Annotated in this window: 16 protein-coding genes; 12 read left to right on the top strand and 4 right to left on the bottom strand. The window is 68.2% G+C overall.

Going from position 1 to position 18,221, the window contains the following annotated elements:
* The first annotated feature begins 116 nt into the window (after positions 1-116).
* Entirely contained in the window at positions 117-752 is a 636-nt protein-coding gene (locus tag PV789_RS29860) for a hypothetical protein (protein ID WP_368045807.1), read from the top strand.
* Between the two features lie 311 nt (positions 753-1,063).
* Here the strand turns inward: PV789_RS29860 and PV789_RS28055 are convergent, their stop codons facing one another.
* Both PV789_RS28055 and PV789_RS28060 read right to left on the bottom strand, forming a co-directional pair.
* A complete protein-coding gene (locus PV789_RS28055; protein WP_274975307.1) occupies positions 1,064-1,594 on the bottom strand; it encodes a DUF1360 domain-containing protein in 531 nt (176 codons plus the stop codon).
* Positions 1,587-3,458, bottom strand: a complete 1,872-nt coding sequence (locus tag PV789_RS28060; protein WP_274975308.1) for a glycoside hydrolase family 15 protein — start codon at positions 3,456-3,458, stop codon at positions 1,587-1,589. The genes PV789_RS28055 and PV789_RS28060 overlap by 8 nt, the downstream gene beginning before the upstream one ends.
* 155 nt (positions 3,459-3,613) lie before the next feature.
* Between PV789_RS28060 and PV789_RS28065 the strand changes: the two genes are divergently transcribed.
* The 6 genes from PV789_RS28065 to PV789_RS28090 all read left to right on the top strand — a co-directional run bounded on the left by PV789_RS28065 (position 3,614) and on the right by PV789_RS28090 (position 8,730).
* Complete coding sequence (locus tag PV789_RS28065) at positions 3,614-4,666, top strand: SDR family oxidoreductase (RefSeq protein WP_274975309.1); 1,053 nt, start codon at positions 3,614-3,616, stop codon at positions 4,664-4,666.
* 33 nt (positions 4,667-4,699) lie between these two features.
* Positions 4,700-5,065, top strand: coding sequence for a DUF3140 domain-containing protein (locus PV789_RS28070; RefSeq protein WP_274975310.1), 366 nt, complete (start codon positions 4,700-4,702; stop codon positions 5,063-5,065).
* A 566-nt stretch (positions 5,066-5,631) separates the two neighbouring features.
* Positions 5,632-6,168 (top strand): UTRA domain-containing protein, encoded by a 537-nt coding sequence (locus tag PV789_RS28075; protein ID WP_274975311.1) that lies wholly within the window; start codon positions 5,632-5,634, stop codon positions 6,166-6,168.
* The gene (locus PV789_RS28080) at positions 6,165-6,923 is read left to right on the top strand and encodes a GntR family transcriptional regulator (RefSeq protein WP_274975312.1); all 759 of its coding nucleotides are present in this window, start codon (positions 6,165-6,167) and stop codon (positions 6,921-6,923) included. Before PV789_RS28075 ends, PV789_RS28080 begins: the two co-directional genes overlap by 4 nt.
* Positions 6,924-7,045: 122 nt before the next feature.
* On the top strand, positions 7,046-8,176 hold the full coding sequence (locus tag PV789_RS28085; RefSeq protein WP_274975313.1) for an NAD(P)-binding domain-containing protein: 1,131 nt from the start codon (positions 7,046-7,048) through the stop codon (positions 8,174-8,176).
* A complete protein-coding gene (locus tag PV789_RS28090) occupies positions 8,173-8,730 on the top strand; it encodes an NUDIX hydrolase (RefSeq protein WP_274975314.1) in 558 nt (185 codons plus the stop codon). Before PV789_RS28085 ends, PV789_RS28090 begins: the two co-directional genes overlap by 4 nt.
* A gap of 89 nt (positions 8,731-8,819) precedes the next feature.
* On the opposite strand, the gene PV789_RS28095 is transcribed toward PV789_RS28090, so the two are convergent.
* Both PV789_RS28095 and PV789_RS28100 read right to left on the bottom strand, forming a co-directional pair.
* Positions 8,820-9,416 (bottom strand): hypothetical protein, encoded by a 597-nt coding sequence (locus PV789_RS28095; protein WP_274975315.1) that lies wholly within the window; start codon positions 9,414-9,416, stop codon positions 8,820-8,822.
* The gene (locus tag PV789_RS28100) at positions 9,413-10,018 is read right to left on the bottom strand and encodes an ATP-binding protein (protein ID WP_274975316.1); all 606 of its coding nucleotides are present in this window, start codon (positions 10,016-10,018) and stop codon (positions 9,413-9,415) included. Before PV789_RS28100 ends, PV789_RS28095 begins: the two co-directional genes overlap by 4 nt.
* A gap of 629 nt (positions 10,019-10,647) precedes the next feature.
* Here PV789_RS28100 and PV789_RS28105 point away from each other — a divergent pair.
* The 5 genes from PV789_RS28105 (at position 10,648) to PV789_RS28125 (ending at position 18,192) form a co-directional block, all read left to right on the top strand.
* Entirely contained in the window at positions 10,648-11,502 is an 855-nt protein-coding gene (locus PV789_RS28105) for a helix-turn-helix domain-containing protein (protein ID WP_274975317.1), read from the top strand.
* 3 nt (positions 11,503-11,505) lie between these two features.
* Positions 11,506-11,760, top strand: a complete 255-nt coding sequence (locus PV789_RS28110; RefSeq protein WP_274975318.1) for a DUF397 domain-containing protein — start codon at positions 11,506-11,508, stop codon at positions 11,758-11,760.
* Between the two features lie 51 nt (positions 11,761-11,811).
* A complete protein-coding gene (locus PV789_RS28115) occupies positions 11,812-13,413 on the top strand; it encodes a type I restriction-modification system subunit M (protein ID WP_274975319.1) in 1,602 nt (533 codons plus the stop codon).
* A complete protein-coding gene (locus PV789_RS28120) occupies positions 13,410-14,627 on the top strand; it encodes a restriction endonuclease subunit S (RefSeq protein WP_274975320.1) in 1,218 nt (405 codons plus the stop codon). Before PV789_RS28115 ends, PV789_RS28120 begins: the two co-directional genes overlap by 4 nt.
* 82 nt (positions 14,628-14,709) lie before the next feature.
* The gene (locus tag PV789_RS28125) at positions 14,710-18,192 is read left to right on the top strand and encodes a DEAD/DEAH box helicase family protein (RefSeq protein ID WP_274975321.1); all 3,483 of its coding nucleotides are present in this window, start codon (positions 14,710-14,712) and stop codon (positions 18,190-18,192) included.
* The last annotated feature ends 29 nt before the right edge of the window (positions 18,193-18,221 follow it).

Here is an 18,221-nt window from a genome sequence, read left to right on the forward strand (position 1 = left end):
GGTACACGCAAGGGTGTGCGCGCGAAGGGAGCCGGGAGATGGGCAGGAAGTCGGATTCGCCTCCGAAGCACCCGTGGTTGCGGGGGGCCGTGCGGGGTGTCGCGGGTGCGATGGCCATGAGCGGTATGCGGCAGTTGGAGGTCGGAGCGGGGTTCGTGCGGCGCACACCGCCCGAGGCCGTCCTGGCGGAGGGCGTGCCCGCCCTGCTGGAGGGCGTTCCCCCGGAGCGGAGGAAGGCCGCGATCGAACTGGCCCACTGGGGGTACGGGGCGGCTGCGGGCAGCGTCTTCGCGCTGCTGCCGCGCCGGGTGAGGCGGTGGCGGCTGGCCGGGCCGGTCTTCGGGGTGGCGGTCTGGAGCGCGTACGAGCTGGCCGTGGCCCCCGCGCTCGGCCTCGCCCACGCGCGCAGGCACCGGCCCCGGGAGCGGTGGGCGTTCCTGGTCGACCACGTGGTCTTCGGGCTCATGGTCGGGGAGCCGCCCGAGAGCGTGGTGGCCGGAACCGGGGATTCCGGGGACGACGCGGAGGAGAGGTGCTGCTGCGGGGGCCACGGGAGCGCCGGGGACCGTGGGGGCCGCCGGGGACACCGGGGGCGCGGAGGCCGCCGGAAGTACGGGGGACACGGAAGCCACTGCGACCACGGCAGCCACGGGCACCACGCGGACGACGACGGCCCCGGGGTTCACGGTGGTCACGGGAAGCAAAGGAAGCAAGGGAAGCACGGGAAGCGGGGCAAGCGGCACCGGTCCTGACGGCGCCGGAGCCGGGGCGTGCTCTGCGGGCTCCGGTCCGGGGGTGTCCGGGGGTGTCCGGGACCGGCGCGGCGCCCCGGGGAGACCGGCCGGAACAGTCGCCGGTGCGGTGCGGCACCCCTACCCGCACCTCGGAGAGGTCCGACGGTCGGGACACGCCGCGGGTACAGGATCACCGCGGAGGAGGTCCCCGGCGGATCCTCCCGGTCGGACCGGACGCGACGCCCCGCGCGTCACGGCGCCACGCCCGAGCGGTGCCGGTACCCACCGGCCGCAGGGGCGTGGCGGCACCGGCTCAGGGGACGGCGGCGCTACTCCTGGGCCTTCTGGAGGCGCACGTACGCCAACTGGAGCCAGTCGGACACCGCCACGGCGCTGAACACCGCCCCGGTCCCCCGGGTCACCCCGGGGGCGAACACCAGGCCGAAGGCGTAGGCCGTGGCGATCCACTGCGCGGTGCAGAACGGGCAGGTGATCAGCTCGCCGACCGCCCGGCGGGCGCCCTGGCCGCGTACCTCCTCGGCCAGCTCGGCCGGGGCCGAGACCCCCTGGAAGCGGGTGAAGAACGCCCGGAGCGGGCTGGTGACCGCGTCCTTGGCCAGCATCCGGGACAGCTTGTGCGTGGTCAGCCCCATCAGCGCCAGGTCCCACGGGCCCACGCTCTCGGCCCTGCGCCTGCCCCGGAACCGGCGCGCGGCGAGCAGCCCGACCCCCACCAGTGCCAGGTAGCCCGAGGCCACGGCCGTGTACCCGAAGAGGGGCTGGTCGCTGTCGCCCCGGTAGGCCTCCGCCTCCTCCTGGATCGTCTCCTTGATGTCCCCGGTGGTGTCGTGGTCAGCCATCTACTCCGGTCCTCCTTCGTCGTGTCGCGCCGCCCGACCTGTCGCGCACCCACGAGTGCAGCGCCTCCCCGTCCCCGGCCTGGTCGAGGTTGACCGCCGCCTCGATCAGCGCGAGGTGGGTGAAGGCCTGGGGGAAGTTGCCCAGCATGGTGCCGTCGGCGGCCATCTCCTCCGCGTGCAGTCCGAGCTCTCCAGAGCTCCCGCACAGTTCCTCGAACCTCCGCCGCGCCTCCTCGGTCCGCCCGGCGAGCACCAGGGCGGAGACCATGTCGAAGGAGCAGAGGAGGAAGGCGCCCTCCGGGGTGCCCAGTCCGTCGTCGGTCGTCTCGGGGTCGTACCTGCGGATGAGTCCGCCCTCTCCGCCCAGCTCCGCGTCCACCCGCTCCAGGGTCGCGAGCACGCGCGGGTCGGTCCCCTCCAGGAAGCCCAGGAGCGGGATCCGCAGCAGCGATCCGTCCACGTGGGACGAGCAGTAGGACTGCGTGAAGGTCCCGGCCTCCGCGTCGTAGCCCCGGTCGAGGACGTCCCGGCGCACGGCGTCCAACTCCTTGCGCCACTGGTCGAGCGGGACGTCGTCACCCGCCTTGCCGGACTCGGTGGCCAGCTGGACCCCGCGGTCCAGGCAGACCCAGGCGTAGACCTTGGAACTCGTCCAGTGCCGCGGCCGCGACCGCACCTCCCACATGCCGTCGTCCGGCTCGCGCCAGATCCGGCACGCCGCGTCGACCATCGAGGAGAGCTGTTCGACGTCCCCGCGCCCGAGCCCGCCGGTGGCCTCCTCGTAGGACAGCGCGGCGTCGAGCACGTGCCCGTACACGTCCAGCTGGTGCTGCGAGTAGGCGTCGTTGCCGACGCGGACCGGTCTGGACCCGGCGTGTCCGGCGAGGTGGTCCAGGGTCTCCTCCCCGGGCGGCGGCTGTTCGTCCACCGCCTGCACCGGGGGGATCCAGTCGATCGGCTGGCCGCACATCCGCAGCAGGAAGCGCAGGTAGTGCCCGGCCTCCTCGGCGTGCCCGAGCCGCAGGAAGGCCAGGACGACGAGCGCGGCGTCGCGGTGCCAGACGTAGCGGTAGTCCCAGTTGCGCGGGCCTCCCGGCCACTCGGGCAGGGACGTGGTGGGCGCGGCGATCAGGGCGCCGCTCTCCTCGTGGAGCAGGCCGCGCAGGGTGAGGGCGCTGCGGCGCACGTGCGTGGCGCCGACCCCGTCGTAGTCGGTCAGCCCGGACCACTCCCGCCAGGCGTCCAGGGTCTCCCGCAGCAGCGCCCGCCCCTCCCCCGGGCCGACGCGGCGCCCGCCCTCCAGGTAGTCCAGGGCGAACACGGCGGTGTCCCCCTCGGCGAGCTCCACGCGGTACTCCGGCACGCCGTCCCGCGCGAGCACGGGCGCGGGCGAACCGGACAGCAGCGGCCCCGAGGCCTCCCGCAGGCCGCCGTCCACCCGTTCCCACACGGGTTCGGCACGCGCGAAGTCGGGCCCGGCGTCGAACCGCGAGCGCACGGACGTGCTCCCGGAGCGGCACTCAACGACCCGCAGGAGGAAACCCTCCCGGTACAGGCCCGTCCCGCCCTCCCGCGACCGTCGCACCGCGAGCAGGTCGCGGACGGCCACCTCCGTGTCCGTGCCCCGCCAGAGCGTCTCCAGGACGAGCGTGTCGTCGACGTAGGCGCGTCCGGCCGGGCTCGCCCCCTCGACCTCCAGGGTCCACCCGCCTCCGCGCGGGTCCAGGATGCCCGAGACGAGGGCGGGCCCGTCGAACCGGGGAACGCACAGCCAGTCGACGGTGCCGTCGGGTGTGGTGAGCGCGGCGGTGTGGCAGTCCGAGAGGAAGCCGTGGTCGCCGATGCTCGCGGCGCCCTGTGCCATCCGCACCTCCGAGTCGTGTCGTGTTCCCGGGAACCCCTCATGTGCGACTGCCCCGGGGCGCCCCCGGCGAAACGACAGCTCAGAAGCTTGCCGAGGCATGTACATACCGGGCGGCGCTCGCGGGTAGCGGAGGGGGCGAAGGGCCGGAAGCGGCCGTGTCGACCCGTGTGGGGGTGGCCGAGGTGGCCGGGAGACCGAACGGCCGGATCGCGGTGGTCAGCGGAGCCAGCGCGGGCGTCGGAAGGGCGACCGCGCGCGAGTTCGCCCGGCGGGGGTACACCGTCGCGCTGCTCGCGCGGGGGCGGACGGGGCTGGAGGCCGCCGCGGAGGAGGCCCGCGCCGAGGGCGTGACCGCGCTGCCGCTGCGGGTCGACGCGAACGACGCCGAGGCGGTGCGCGGGGCCCTGGCCCAGGTCGAGTCGGAGCTGGGACCGGTGGACGTGTGGGTGAACTGCGTGCTCGCCACGGTCATCTCGCCGTTCATGGAGGTGGAGCCGGAGGAGTACCGCCGGGTCACCGACGTCTGCTACCACGGCTACGTGTACGGCACCCGGGCCGCCCTGGAGCGCATGCTGCCCCGGGACCGGGGGGTGATCGTGCAGGTCGGGTCGGCCCTGGCCTACCGCGGCATCCCCCTGCAGGCGGCGTACTGCGGGGCCAAGCACGCGATACGCGGGTTCACCGACTCCGTACGGGCCGAGCTGATCCACCGCGGGTCGGGCGTCCGGGTGACGGAGGTGCACCTGCCCGCGGTGAACACCCCGCAGTTCACCTGGACGCGCGCGCACCTGGACGGCCGCCGCCCGCGCCCCGTGGCCCCCGTGTACCAACCCGAGGTCGCGGCCCGGGCGATCGTCTGGGGTGCCGAGCACCCGGGGCGGCGCCGGTACTGGGTGGGGATCTCGACGGTGGCCACCGTCCTGGGCCAGCGGTTCGCACCGAGGGTGCTCGACTGGCAGCTGGGGCTCACCGGACGCAGGAGCCAGGTCCGCGACGCCCATCCGCCCGCGCGCGACAACCTGTTCCGTCCCCTGGACGACGAGCACGACTTCGGCGCGCACGGCGAGTTCGACGACGAGTCGCGCGAGTCGAGCCTGCTCCAGGAACTGAGCCAGCGGCGGGGCACCGTGGCCCTGCTGGGCGCCGCGGGGTTCGCGGTGGGAGCCGCGGGCTACGCGGTCGCACGGGGAGCGCACCGACGGCCCTGACCAGCAACGAAGCCGAAACCGAGGGGGAAGAGCATGGCCGAGCACGATCCCGCCGTCGACGAGGCGTGGGAGGAGTTCCACGCGGTGGTGAACATGACCGGGGAACAGCTGCGCGAGTGGCTGCTCACGAGCGCCTCGGGCGAGGACGCCTTCCGCACCGAACCGGGGCACACGGTGTCCCGGCGGGGCGAGGCGGTCGTGAACCTGCTGAACAAGCGCCGTGTGGACGCAACGGAGGCCGACGTCGAGCTGATGCGCGAGGTGACCGAGTACGTCCGCGGCCAGCTGGCGGACCCGCGCCGCGAGGACGCGGCGTGGCGGCACCGGCTGATGTCGGTGGGGCACGACCCGCTCAGCCCCGACTCGGTGCGTCCCGACGAGGAGGACCTCACCGGGTAGCGGTCGCGGTGGAGGCCGGGGCGGGCACGCGTGCCCGCCCCGACGCGTGTCGGCGGCGGCCCGCGGAGCCGCCCTCGCGGGGCGGGGCGTCTCTTCGCCGGGAAGACCACCTGTCGCAAGGTCGACAGCCACCGCTGGGTTCGGGCGGGTTCTCTCTGCTGGAGTACATGCGCGGAGAAGGCCAGCGCCGCAGTGAGGCCGCTGACGACCATGGCCGCACCGGGCCCCTCGTACCGGTGCGGCCTCCATGGTGGTCGGTTGCCCCGCTTGGCGGATCAGACCAGTAAGCCGGTGAGGTGGTGGGCGAGGGCCCCGGCGGCGGTAGCGAGGGCGTAGCCCGCGACCGTCCAGCCCACGCGGCGGCGGGGTTTGCGGTGGCTCGCTGTGCGGCGGGGACGGTCCGACCTGCGCGGCAGCGGCGGCGGGTCGGGCCCGGGTCCGTCGTTGGAACGGTGTACCGGTGACTGGACTGGGCCGACACAGCCAGAAAAGCTCGGATCGTACAGTGGCAGTGCGTACGACCTTGGCACTTCAAGCACCAAGGCCCCGACTTCCTCGGAGGCGAGATGGGTCCGCGACCCGGGCTGAACGACGACTCAGCGTCCTACGTGACCGCGCGCCCCGCCGGTGCGTCCGACCCCTGGACCGCTCAGAAGGGCCCGACCGCACAACGACTCGTGGAGGTCGGCGAAGTGGACGCCCCGGCGGAGGTAGCCGAAGCGCTGAGAGGCCAGGACCGGGTCGTGGTGCGCCGTCGAGTGATGCTCTTCGACGGCGTTCCCGTCGAACTCACGGACTCCTACTATCCGCTCTCCGTCGCGTCGGACACGCCCCTGGCCGAAAAACGCAAGATACGCGGTGGCGCGCCCACCCTGCTCAGCGAACTCGGGTACGCCGCACACGAGGCCGTCGAGGACGTGTCAGCACGTCCCGCGACGGCTACCGAGGCGGAGGCGCTGGACCTTCCCGCCGGGAACACCGTTCTTGTGCTGCTGAGGACGAGCCGTACGGCGGACGGCATCCCCTTCGAGGTATCCCGCATGGTGATGCGTCCCGAAGGACGCCACCTGCGTTACCGGCTGCTCGTGGGTGAGAGCTCATGAGACGAGAGGACACCCGTCCGCGACACCAGCAGATCGCCGCGTTCCTGCGCGCGGCGATCATGTGCGGGGAGCTGGAGCCAGGTGAACGCCTCCCCACAACGCAACAGCTCATGGAGCGCTACGAGGTCACCGGCCAGACCGTGCAGCGCACCCTCCAGGTCCTCAAGGAAGAGGGCTTCGTCGTCGGCAGACCCGGTGTGGGCGTGTTCGTGCGCGCTGAGACTCCGTTGGTGGTCCAGGTGGCCTCCTACCTCTCCCCACCCCTTCGGGGCGAAGCCCACCCGTGGATGTCCCGTGCTGACGAACGCGGTCAACGAGGAACCGCGAAGCTCCTCGACGTCATGCGGGTGAAGCCGCCCAACCAGGTCGCGGAGGCTCTCGGCGCCGCCCCCGACGAAGAGGTGGTACTGCGACACCAGCTCCTGTCGCTCGACGACGAACCTGTCGAGCTGGTGTGGAACTACTATCCTCTGTCCGTCGCCGACGGCACCCCGCTGGAGCGCAGAGCACGCGTCCGGGGAGGTTCTCCCGCCTTGCTGGCCGACCTCGGTTGCCCGCCGCGCGAGCACGTCGATCGGGTGTCCGTGCGCCTCGCCACCTCCGAGGAGTTCAGAGCCCTGGAACTCCCGGACGACGTGCCGGTCCTGCGGACCCTCCGCACGGTCTACAGCGACGACGGACGCCCCGTGGAGGCCTCGGTCCTGGTCAAGGGCGGTCACCGCCACGAACTGGCGTACCGGGGCACGATTTCCTGAGGCCAGCGGTCCTCCTCCTGGAAAGGGTGCGGCTTCGCGATATCACCTTGATGGTTTACGTAGCAAGGTAGTGAGGTAGAAACTCCTCGGGAACACCCCCTCTTCCTCCCAGGAGCGCGCCCGTGCTGGAAGACTTCGAACGTGCCAGGATCGCCGACTACTTCGCCTGTGTCTCCCAAGGCCTGCCGAACGGACGCAGGGCCTGCGCCATCGCGATCACCCACCTCCTGCCCGAACGCCCCGCGTTCCTGCACGCCCTCGCCGGGGTGGCCGACCTGCGCGCCGTACTCCCCAAGCCCAAGAGCATCGACGAGACGGCGCGCGCCGAGGCATCCCGCCACTGGCGGTGCGACGAACTCGACCGCGCCAGGTTCGCGACGGCCGATGACGTACTGGACTATCTGGAGACCACCGTTCCAGGCCAGCAGGTGGTACTGCTCGACATCGGCGGTTACTTCGCGCCCGCCCTACCGCAGGTGTGCGACCGCTTCTCCGGGCACATCCTCGGAGTGGTCGAGGACACCGAGAACGGCCACCGCCGCTATCTCGCCCACGGCAAGCCCCCCTGCCCGGTCTACAGCGTGGCGCGCTCCCCGTTGAAGATTCCGGAGGACTTCCTCGTCGGCCAGTCCATCGTCTTCTCAGCCGAGGCGCTGATCCGCTCCCGCGGCGACATCCTCTACGGGCGAGGCGCCACCGTCATCGGTTTCGGAAAGCTCGGCTCGTCCGTAGCGGGGATGCTGCACGCACGCAACGTCCGCGTGACCGTCTACGACACCGACCCGATCAAACTCACCCACGCCATGGCCCAGGGCTTCCACACGGCTCCGTCCCTGCGACAGGCACTGTGCGGAGCGGGAATCATCATCGGCGCGACCGGCAATCTGGCCCTGAAGCGCGCTGACTTCGCACGTGTGCCCAACGGCTCCTACATCGCCTCGGTCACCTCCTCCGACGACGAGATGGAACTGGAGGAGATCAAGAACGCCTACGCGCGCGAACAGCTCAGTGCGAGCATCACCCGCTACTCGCGAACAGGTCACTACTTCTACGTCCTCAACGGCGGCAACGCCGTGAACTTCCTGCACGGAGCCAGCGTGGGCGCGTTCATCTTCCTCGTCCAGGCCGAACTCCTCGCGGCGGTCTCCCTGCTGGCCAACCGGGAGCACGAGACAGCCCATCACGAACTCCCCTCCGATATCCGCGAATCGATTGCGGCGACCTGGCTCGACCACTTCACTGGAGCAGCATGAGCATCCCGAACACCCACATCCGCGCCGTGCTGGACGGCTACCTGCGCCGGTTTCCGGAGGAGGCCGAATCCGTCGGGCTCCTCCGACGCGCCCTGGACTCCGACCACGAACTGTCATCACGCAAGGAGTTCCGCATCGGACACGCCACCGCCGGGGCGATCGTCCTCGATCCTCGGGGACGGGTCCTGCTGATCCACCACAACGCGCTCGACACCTGGCTGCTGCCCGGCGGGCACCTGGAGCCCGAGGACGGCGCCCTGTATGAGGCCTCACTGCGGGAGCTGAAGGAGGAGACCGGGATCGTCCCCGAACGGACGGAGACCGAGAGCGTCACGAACACGCTGCCGATCGACCTGGACATCCACCAGATCCCGGCCAACCCGGTGAAGGGTGAGCCCGAGCACTGGCACTTCGACTTCCGCTATCTCCACCGTGTGCGGGAGTCGTCAGTACGACTCCAGGCCGAGGAGGTCGGCGACCACGCCTGGCGTCCCCACAGCGAGACCGGACAGGCGCGTCTGGCGGAGAAGGTCACGCGGGCCCTCAGCGGCTGAGAAACGGAAGCAGAAGAGGCTGGGACGGCCGCACCGGGCCCCTCGTACCGGTGCGGCCTCCATGGTGGTCGGTTGCCCCGCTTGGCGGATCAGACCAGTAAGCCGGTGAGGTGGTGGGCGAGGGCCCCGGCGGCGGTGGCCAGGGCGTAGCCCGCGACCGTCCAGCCCAGGCGGCGGCGGGGCTTGCGGTGGCTCGCTGTGCGGCGGGGACGGTCCGACCTGCGCGGCAGCGGCGGCGGAGGCGTGCGCTCGCGCCGGGGGCGGGGAACCGGCAGGGGTTCGGGCCCGGGGCCGTCGCCGGGGGCGGGCCGGGGAGCGGGCCCGCGCTCGGGTCCGGGTCGGGGCCTGGGCCTCGGGCGGGGGCGGGGCTCCGGATCAGGGGCAGAGGCCCCGTGCGGGCGGGACTTCCGGGACTCGGACTCGATCATCCAGGCGGGCACGTCCCCGTGGGTGAGCCGGTAGCGCAGCCGGGGTGTGTCCGGCATCCGGGCGAGCAGTTCGCGCTCGCGCGGGGTCCGGCCCAGAGAGACGAGCGGAGGCGGCGGGGCTGGCGCCGGACGCTTGGCCGTGCGGTCCGCTGTCCGGGCCCCCGGGCGGCCGAAGCGCTGGCCCCGGGGCGCGTCCAGGACGCGTCGCATGTCCGAGGAGAGCGCGGGCGCGGCGGGTGTGAGGACGGGTGCGGTCATCGGACGTCCTCCGGGGCAGACGCGGCGGAGGCGGTGGAAGCGGTGGCGGAAGCGGCGGAAGCGGCGGAGAGGGTGCCGGGGTCGGAGGGCAGGTCGAAGTCCGCCCACAGCACCGTGCCCAGCCCCTCGCAGAACGGGAAGCCGACCACCCGGCGCGTTCCCCAGCACGCGGCGAGGTGGTGGATGAGCAGCAGGCCCCGGCCGCGTTCGGCCTCGTGCCAGTCCCGTTCGGTGCGCTGGCGGGGGATGCGCGGGCGGGTGTCGGTGTCGCGGTAGCCGTCGTCGATGACCGAGAGTCGGAGCGTGCGCTGCTCGGGCAGGGTCAGGGTGCGGATGACCCGGCCGTCCTGTTCGCCGGAACGGGTGTGCTCGCAGGCGTTGGCGAACATCTCGCTGGTGCACAGCACGATCGAGTCCACCAGGTCCGGGTCCAAGCCGTGCGATTCGTCGGGCGAAGCGGACGTGCTGGTCAGGTCGTGGCGCAGGTCGGCGCGCACTCGCGCGGTGGTGTCCAGGGTCCCGGGGTAGAGGCGTGGTTTCCACAGGCTGTGGATAACGGGGGGCATGCACTCGGGTTCGGGGTTACGCGGCAGAATGAACATGCCGGGAGCTCCTTCGAGGAGTGAGGAAAACACTGATTTCTGGCCGCGCCCTGGGGGTGTTACGTCACCCGCCAGGGCTTTAACGTGCCCGGCCGGAGGCGGTACGCGGGGGTAGTCCGCGAGCCTCTCGAACGGGGGATGGACGAGAGCGGGGCGGTCGTCGCTGTCGTCTTGGGCGTTGCCGCGCGGGCAACGGGTGTGGGTCCTGTGGCCGCCGTTCTCGGTGCGACAGCAGGCGGGACAGGTCCACGGGGTTGTGGGGCGGGGTGGTCCGTTCATTCGACGGTCCTCGCCTCTATCCGCTCCGCCACGACCGAGCAGGCCACTGAGCGGTTTCCGCTGCGGGTGATGGCACCTCCAAGCCCAGAGGATTCTTCCGCCCCAATCACGTGTCTGGCTTCCAGAAGTCCCGTGAGGACCGCTACAGGACTGCGTGCGCCCTCACTCGTTCTTGTGCGTGTCCAACGGTCAACAGCCATGACAGCTCTCCTCACAGAGTTCCGCAGACGCCCACCCTGAGTCACCGAGTGCGCGAAGACAGTTACAGTACACATCAGGAAAGCCGCATATGCAATCCGCATCTACAGATTTCTTGCGGGAGTTTGGCCAGCCCGCGATGAAGGGGCACGATGGACCTCATGACTATGAGCCCGACTGTCGCGCAATGGCAGCTTGCGACCGAATTGCGCAAATTGCGCGCTGATCGGAAGTTGTCTGAGATCGCCCGCGCCATCAAGGTGAACGTCTCCACCGTGTCCCGCTGGGAGACCCCTGGTGTAGAGGGAGTCATTCCAGGCCCGGGGAGCCTTGAACGTCTGCTGGAGTACTACGACCTCGATAACGAGTCCATCCAGCGCTTCCTGCACATGCGTAAGGAAGCCAGATCATCCGGCTGGTGGCAGTCCAGCGGTGTGGCCGAGGACTACGGCACCTACATCGGCCTGGAAAGCGCGGCTCGGCGCATACGGACATACGAACCGGTACTGATCCCCGGACTGATGCAGACCGAAGGCTACGTCCGTGCTCTCTTCAAGGGGACAATGCCGAGCGCACGCCCAGAGGTGGTGGACTCCGGTGTTGAGGTTCGTCTGGGCCGTCAGGAGGCGTGGCGATCGAGGGGTACACACCTGTGGGCCATCGTCAATGAAGCGGCGATCCGCACCCAAGTCGGAGGCTCTAGGCTGATGGCCGAGCAGATCCGACACCTCGTCCAGATTGCGGAGCAACCCAATGTGACGCTACAGGTGCTCCCGTTCGAGGCTGGTGCCCATGCCGCTCTGGTCATCGGCGAGTTCACTCTCCTCACACTGGATGAGCTGTCGGTTCTCGTGACCATCACTGACAACACAAGCCTCTTCTGGGACGACCAGGGCGCTTTGGAGCAGCACACCAACGTGTTCGAGCGTCTGCTGGCGGATGCTTGGCGCCCAGCGCAGACAGTCGAGTTCCTAGCCAGTACGGCTGAGGCCTTGGAGAAGGAGTAAACGATGCAGCCGAGCAAAATGAACTGGTTCAAGTCCAGCTACAGCGGAACGTCGACCAACTGCGTCGAGGTGGCACACATGCCGACGTCGTTCCGCAAGTCGTCCTACAGCGGCAGCAACGGCAACTGCGTGGAGGTGGCCGACACCCCCGCCTTCTCCGCCGTCCGCGACACCCAGAACCGCGACCTGGGCACGCTCACCTTCGACCCCGCCGAGTGGCGCGCCTTCCTCAGCACCACCACGACCGACGCGCGCTGACCCACCCGGGCGCGCGGGCCTTCGAGACCCCGCGCGCCCACGCTCGTGGCTGTGCTGGGTCTCTGCTCGGCGTCGGTTCCCGCATCCGGGCTGAGCGGGTCGTACGGCGGCGTTACGCTGATCCGCGTGATTACCGGCGAGCTGAAGAGCAAGATCGATCGCCTCTGGGACGCGTTCTGGTCCGGAGGCATCTCCAACCCCCTCGAAGTGATCGAACAGATCACCTACCTGATGTTCCTCCGCAGGCTGGAGGACATCCAGGCCGCCAAGGAAAGGCAGCACCAGCGCACGGGCAGGTCCATTAAGAACCCTGTCTACACACCCAATAACGAGGCCTTGCGTTGGAAGAAACTCAAAGGACTCGACCCTGACACTTTTTTTGACACGATGGGCAGAGTGGTATTCCCCTGGCTCCAGGATCTCGGCGGCGAAGATTCCACGTACGCACACCACATGCGCGATGCCCGGTTCACCATTCCTAATGCCAATCTGCTAATCAAGGCCGTCGACCTAATCGACGACGTGAACAAAACCCTCCCCGTCGCCGACGGTGATATGCAGGGCGATCTGTACGAATACATGCTCAGCAAGATCGCCACTGCGGGCCACAACGGACAGTTCCGCACTCCCCGGCACATCATCCAGCTCATCGTGGCGATGATGAACCCCGGCCCCCAAGACGAGATCTGCGACCCCGCGTGCGGTACGGCGGGCTTCCTGGTCGCAGCTTCCGAACATTTGCGCAAGAAGCACCAAAATGATCTGTTGGAAGCAGCTAACCAGCAACATTTCCACCACAGCATGTTCCACGGCTTCGACTTCGACAGCACCATGCTGCGGATCGCCAGCATGAACATGCTCATGCACGGGGTGGAGCAGCCCGACATCCGTTACCGCGACTCGCTCGCTGAGAGCGTGGCGGACGAGGCGGAACGCTACTCGCTCATTCTCGCCAACCCTCCCTTCGCTGGAAGCCTGGACTACGAGAGCACAGCCAAGGACCTCCAGCAGATCATCAAGACGAAGAAGACGGAGTTGCTTTTCCTCCCACTCTTCCTACGTCTACTCAAGCCCGGTGGCCGTGCCGCCGTCATTGTGCCGGACGGTGTGCTGTTTGGCAGCACCAATGCACACAAATCTATCCGAAAGATCCTTGTGGAGGATCAGAAGTTGGACGCTGTGGTGAAGCTTCCCAGCGGCGTCTTCAAGCCGTACGCGGGCGTGTCCACCGCAATCCTCTTCTTCACCAAGACGAACGCTGGTGGTACAGACAACGTCTGGTTCTACGACGTTACAGCTGATGGATACAGCCTCGATGACAAGCGAACCGCCCTGCTTCCCGAGGACAGAATTGGCGCCCTCGCAAAGAACATAGGCGGATCTGAACACGAGAAGAACAATCTTCCGGACATACTCGCCCGATGGTCACGCCGGGACGGCAGCGAACAGGACCGCACGCGCACTGATCAGAGCTTCTGCGTCCCCAAGGCTGAAATTGCTGCTGAGGGCTATGACCTGAGCATCAACCGGTACAAAGAAGTTGTCTACGAGGAGACCACATATCGGTCACCACTGGATATCATCAAGGAGATAGAAGACCTAGATTTTGATGTTCAAAATGGCCTTTCGAAATTGAAGGGGATGTTGCAGTGAATAAATATCCCGCCGTCCCATTGGGCGAGATATGTGAGATCATATCCGGCGCCACCCCCAAAACCAACATCGAAGAATACTGGGGCACCGAAATCAATTGGGTCACACCAAAAGATCTCAGCAACCTTCAGGGAAAGTACATCCAAAGCACCCCTAGGAAGCTCACAAAAAAAGGCCTAGACAGCTGCCCAGCCGTCGTACTTCCTAAAGGGTCGGTACTGCTAAGCTCACGAGCTCCAATTGGACACGTTGCCATCAATGGCACCCCGATGGCCACAAACCAAGGCTTCAAGAGTCTCATACCTAGCCCAGAGAAGGTTTCTGCAAACTATCTTTACCACTGGCTCCGCGCAAACCGAGAGAAGCTGGAGAGCCTCGGAAATGGAGCAACATTCAAGGAAATATCTAAATCCACAGTTTCAAAAATAGAGATACCACTTCCCCCTCTCCAGCAACAGGAAAAGGCCGCCATAGCAATTGACCAGGTTGATTCACTACGCACCAAGCGTCGCAGGTCGGTCGAGCTCCTTAACGAGCTCACAGAGTCCATATTCTTCGACATGTTCGGCGACATCACCAACTCGAAGATGTGGGAATTTGGGCGTGTTTCTGACCTTGTGAGCCACTTTAAAAGCGGAAAAAGTCTTTCCCCTGCGAGCGACGAGACAAATTCCAAGTACCACATTCTGAAAATTAGCGCAGTAACTTCAGGAACCTTCAAACCCGAGGAGAGCAAAGGGGCTCCACCCGAACACAATCCACCGGCTTCTCACTTCGTTCAGCAGGGGGACCTACTCTTCAGCCGGGCAAACACCTTGGAGTTGATCGGTGCAACAGCCCTGGTGGACTCTCCTCAAGATAATCTCCTCCTCCCGGACAAACTTTGGAGATTTGTCTGGCATGATGAACCCAAAGCTGACCCTGTCTACATCGACCACATGTTCTCACAGGGAAATTTCCGTGATGCAGTAAGAGCAAACTCCACGGGCAGCAGCGGATCCATGAAGAACATCTCTCAGAAGAAAGTTCTCTCGATTCCCTGCGCACTTCCCCCTCTGCCCTTGCAGAAGGAATTCGCTGAAAAAGCACGAAAGATCCAGGAGATCAAGCGCGAGCAGATGAAGCACCTCTCCCACTTGGACGAACTCTTCGCCTCCGTCCAGCAGCGCGCGTTTGACGGCACCCTGTGGGACGATCGGGACATAACCGTGTAGCCCCCACAGCCGCACGGCCCCACAACTCCATCACCCCGCTGCCCGCATCCCGTCCTGTCCCCTCCTCCGGGAAAGGTGCCTGGTGAGCAACTTCGCCTTCCTCCAGACCGAATGGCCCGAACTCCACAACGAGGCGATCCGCACCGAGCGCCTCGCCGTGGCCGACCCCCGCGTGTCCTGCTTCTACGCGCGCCGGACGCTGGAACTGGCCGTCAACTGGCTCTACGAGGCCGACGACACCCTGCGCACCCCCTACCAGAGCGACCTCGCCGCGCGGATCGCCGAACCGACCATGGTTAACCTGGCCGGTCCGGCGGTCCGCACCAAGATGGACGTCATCCGCCGACAGGGCAACGCCGCCGTGCACCGCCCCGGACCGGTCTCGCCCCAGGACGCGGTGCGGGCCACTATCGAGCTGTTCCACGTCATGTACTGGCTGGCCCGCAACTACACCCGCGCGAAGGACGGCGCACCGGCCTCGGGCCTGTCCTTCGACCGCAAGCTGATCCCGACCCCGGTCCCCGCCGAGGTACGGAAGAAGAAGCAGGCCGAGATCCAGAAGATGGCGGAGGACTTCGCCCGCCAGCAGGAGGAACTCGCCAGGGCCCAGCGGCGCACCAAGGACCTGGACGCCGAGATCCTCCGGCTGCGCGCGGAGATCAAGGAGGCCAAGGCCGCCAACGCCGAGCTTCCCGACCAGCACGACTACGACGAGGCGAAGACCCGAACCCACATCATCGACCTCCTCCTACGGGAGGCCGGGTGGGCGCTCTCCGACCCCGAGGACCGCGAGTACCCCCTCAAGGGCCTGCCCACGCCCTCGGGTGAGGGCCGGGCTGACTACGTGCTGTGGGACGACAACGGCAAGCCCCTAGCCGTGGTGGAGGCCAAGCGCACCACCCGCGACGCCCGCGACGGCGAGCAGCAGGCCAGGGCCTACGCCGACGCGCTGGAGGCGAAGTTCGGGCAGCGGCCCGTCATCTTCTACACCAGCGGCTACGAGACCTTCGTCTGGGACGACCACTTCGGCTACCCGCCGCGCCAGGTCCAGGGCTTCTACACCAAGGACGAGCTGCGCACGCTCGTTATGCGCCGAGCCGGACGCCAGGCCCTGGCCGGGGTGGCGATCAACAGCGACATCGTCAACCGCCACTACCAGTCCCGCGCCGTCCGCCGCGTCTGCGAGGCCTTCGAGGAGGACAGACAGCGCGACGCCCTGCTGGTGATGGCCACCGGCTCGGGCAAGACCCGCACCGTCATCTCCCTGGTGGACCTGCTCAACCGGGCGGGCTGGATCAAGCGCGTGCTGTTCCTCGCCGACCGCCAGGCCCTGGTCAACCAGGCCCACGGCGCCTTCAAGCAGCACCTGCCCAGCACCCCGGTGGTCAACCTGCTGGAGGAGAAGGGCGCGGACGCGCGCGTGTACGTGTCCACGTACCAGACCATGATGGGCCTGATCAACGACACCTCCGACGAGGTGCGCCGGTTCGGTCCCGGCTACTTCGACCTCGTGGTCGTGGACGAGGCGCACCGGTCCGTCTACCACAAGTACGGCGCGATCTTCTCCTACTTCGACTCGCTCCTGGTCGGCCTGACCGCCACCCCCAAGGACGAGATCGACCGCAACACCTACCGCCTCTTCCACCTGGAGGACGGAGTCCCCACCGACGTCTACGGCCTGGAGGAGGCGGTCAAGGAGGACTACCTGGTCAGCCCCACCACCATCGACGTGCCGCTGAAGTTCCCCCGCGAGGGGATCAGGTACGACGAGCTGTCCGAGGAGGACAAGGAGGCCTGGGAGCTCACCGAGTGGGACGACGACGACGGAATCCCCGACGCGATCGCCGCCGACGAGGTCAACAAGCACCTGTTCAACAAGGACACCATCGACAAGGCCCTCCAGGCCCTCATGCGCCACGGGGAGAAGGTGGAGGGCGGCGAACGGCTCGGCAAGACCATCGTCTTCGCCCGCAACGTCAAGCACGCGCACTTCATCGTGGACCGCTTCCAGGAGCTCTACCCCGACCTCGGCGGCGACTTCGCGCAGGTGATCACGCACTCGACCACCTACGCCCAGTCCATCCTCGACAAGTTCTCCCGGCGCGACTCCGCCCCGCACATCGCCGTCTCGGTGGACATGCTCGACACCGGCGTGGACATCCCCGAGGTGCTCAACCTGGTCTTCGCCAAGCTCGTGCGCTCCAGGACCAAGTTCTGGCAGATGATCGGGCGCGGCACGCGCAAGTGCCCAGACCTGTTCGGGCCCGAGAAGCACAAGACGGGCTTCCTCGTCTTCGACCTGGGCCGCAACGTGGAGTTCTTCAACCAGAACCTCCCCGCCGCCGAGGCCAGGGTGCAGCCGTCCACGCGCGAGAAGGTCTTCCGCAGGCGCGCGGAGCTGCTGTACGGCCTGGACCGGCACTCCCCGGCCCAGGAGTCGGCCGCCGCGACCGAGGAGGGCACCGCCCCCGCCCCGGACGGCTCCGCGGCCGCCTCCGACGACCCCGCCGACGAGGCGGGGCTGCGCCGGTCGCTGGCCGAGCGCCTCCAGCTGGAGGTGGCGGGGATGAACTCCCGCAACGTCGAGGTCCGGCCGCACCTGGAGACGGTGGAGGCCTACCAGGACCCCGCGGCGTGGCGGCGGATCACCGAGGACAAGCGCGACCAGCTCACCGAGACCCTCGCCCCGCTGCCGACCGCGTACAAGGAGGACGAGAACAGCCAGGAGGCCAAGCGCTTCGACCTGCTGGCCCTGCGCCTCCAGTTGGGCGTCCTGGAGCCCGAGCCCGGCTTCGACAAGCTGCGCCGCCAGGTCCAGGACATCGCCGAGGCCCTGCTCGACCCCACCACCCTGAACAACCCGGTGGTGGCCAGGCAGCGCGAACTCCTCTCCGACCTGGTCTCGGACGCCTGGTGGCAGGACGTCACCCTGCCGATGCTGGAGGTCATGCGCCGCCGCGTGCGCGGCCTGGTGCGGCTCATTCCCAAGACCCGGCGGGGCATCGTCTACTCCGACTTCGAGGACGAGCTCGGCGAGCTCACGCGGACCGAGCTCAGCGGCCTGGACGTGGGCGGCGGCTGGACCCGGTTCGAGGTCAAGGTCCGCACCTACGTGCGCAACCACGAGAGCGACCTGTCCGTGCAGAAGCTGATGCGCAACCGGCAGCTGACCAGCGCCGATATCGACCACTTCGTGCGGGTGTTCCTCGACGGCGGCTTCGGCACCGAGAAGGACATCGAGCGCGCCGAGGAGGAGCACGGCGGGCTGGGGCTGTTCCTGCGCTCCTTCAGCGGGATGGAGCGCGACGCCGTCTCCGCCGCCTTCGACGGCTTCCAGGCGGGCAGGAAGCTCTCCGCCAACCAGCTGCGCCTGTTCAAGCTCATCGTCGACTACGTGGCCAAGAACGGCTTCCTGGACGTCGGCGACCTCTACGAGCCGCCGTTCACCAGTGTCTCCCCGGGCGGCCCCGAGAGCGTGTTCTCCGACGCCGAGGTCGACACGATCCAGGAGGTCCTCGAAGGCTTCCGGGCTACCGCGCTCCCCCCGGAGCGCGCCGCCGGCTGAGGGTGGACGGTGCGGGCGCGGTGCGATCC

The organism is Nocardiopsis camelliae, from assembly GCF_028993595.1.
In the GTDB taxonomy this organism is placed as follows: Bacteria; Actinomycetota; Actinomycetes; order Streptosporangiales; family Streptosporangiaceae; genus Nocardiopsis; species Nocardiopsis dassonvillei.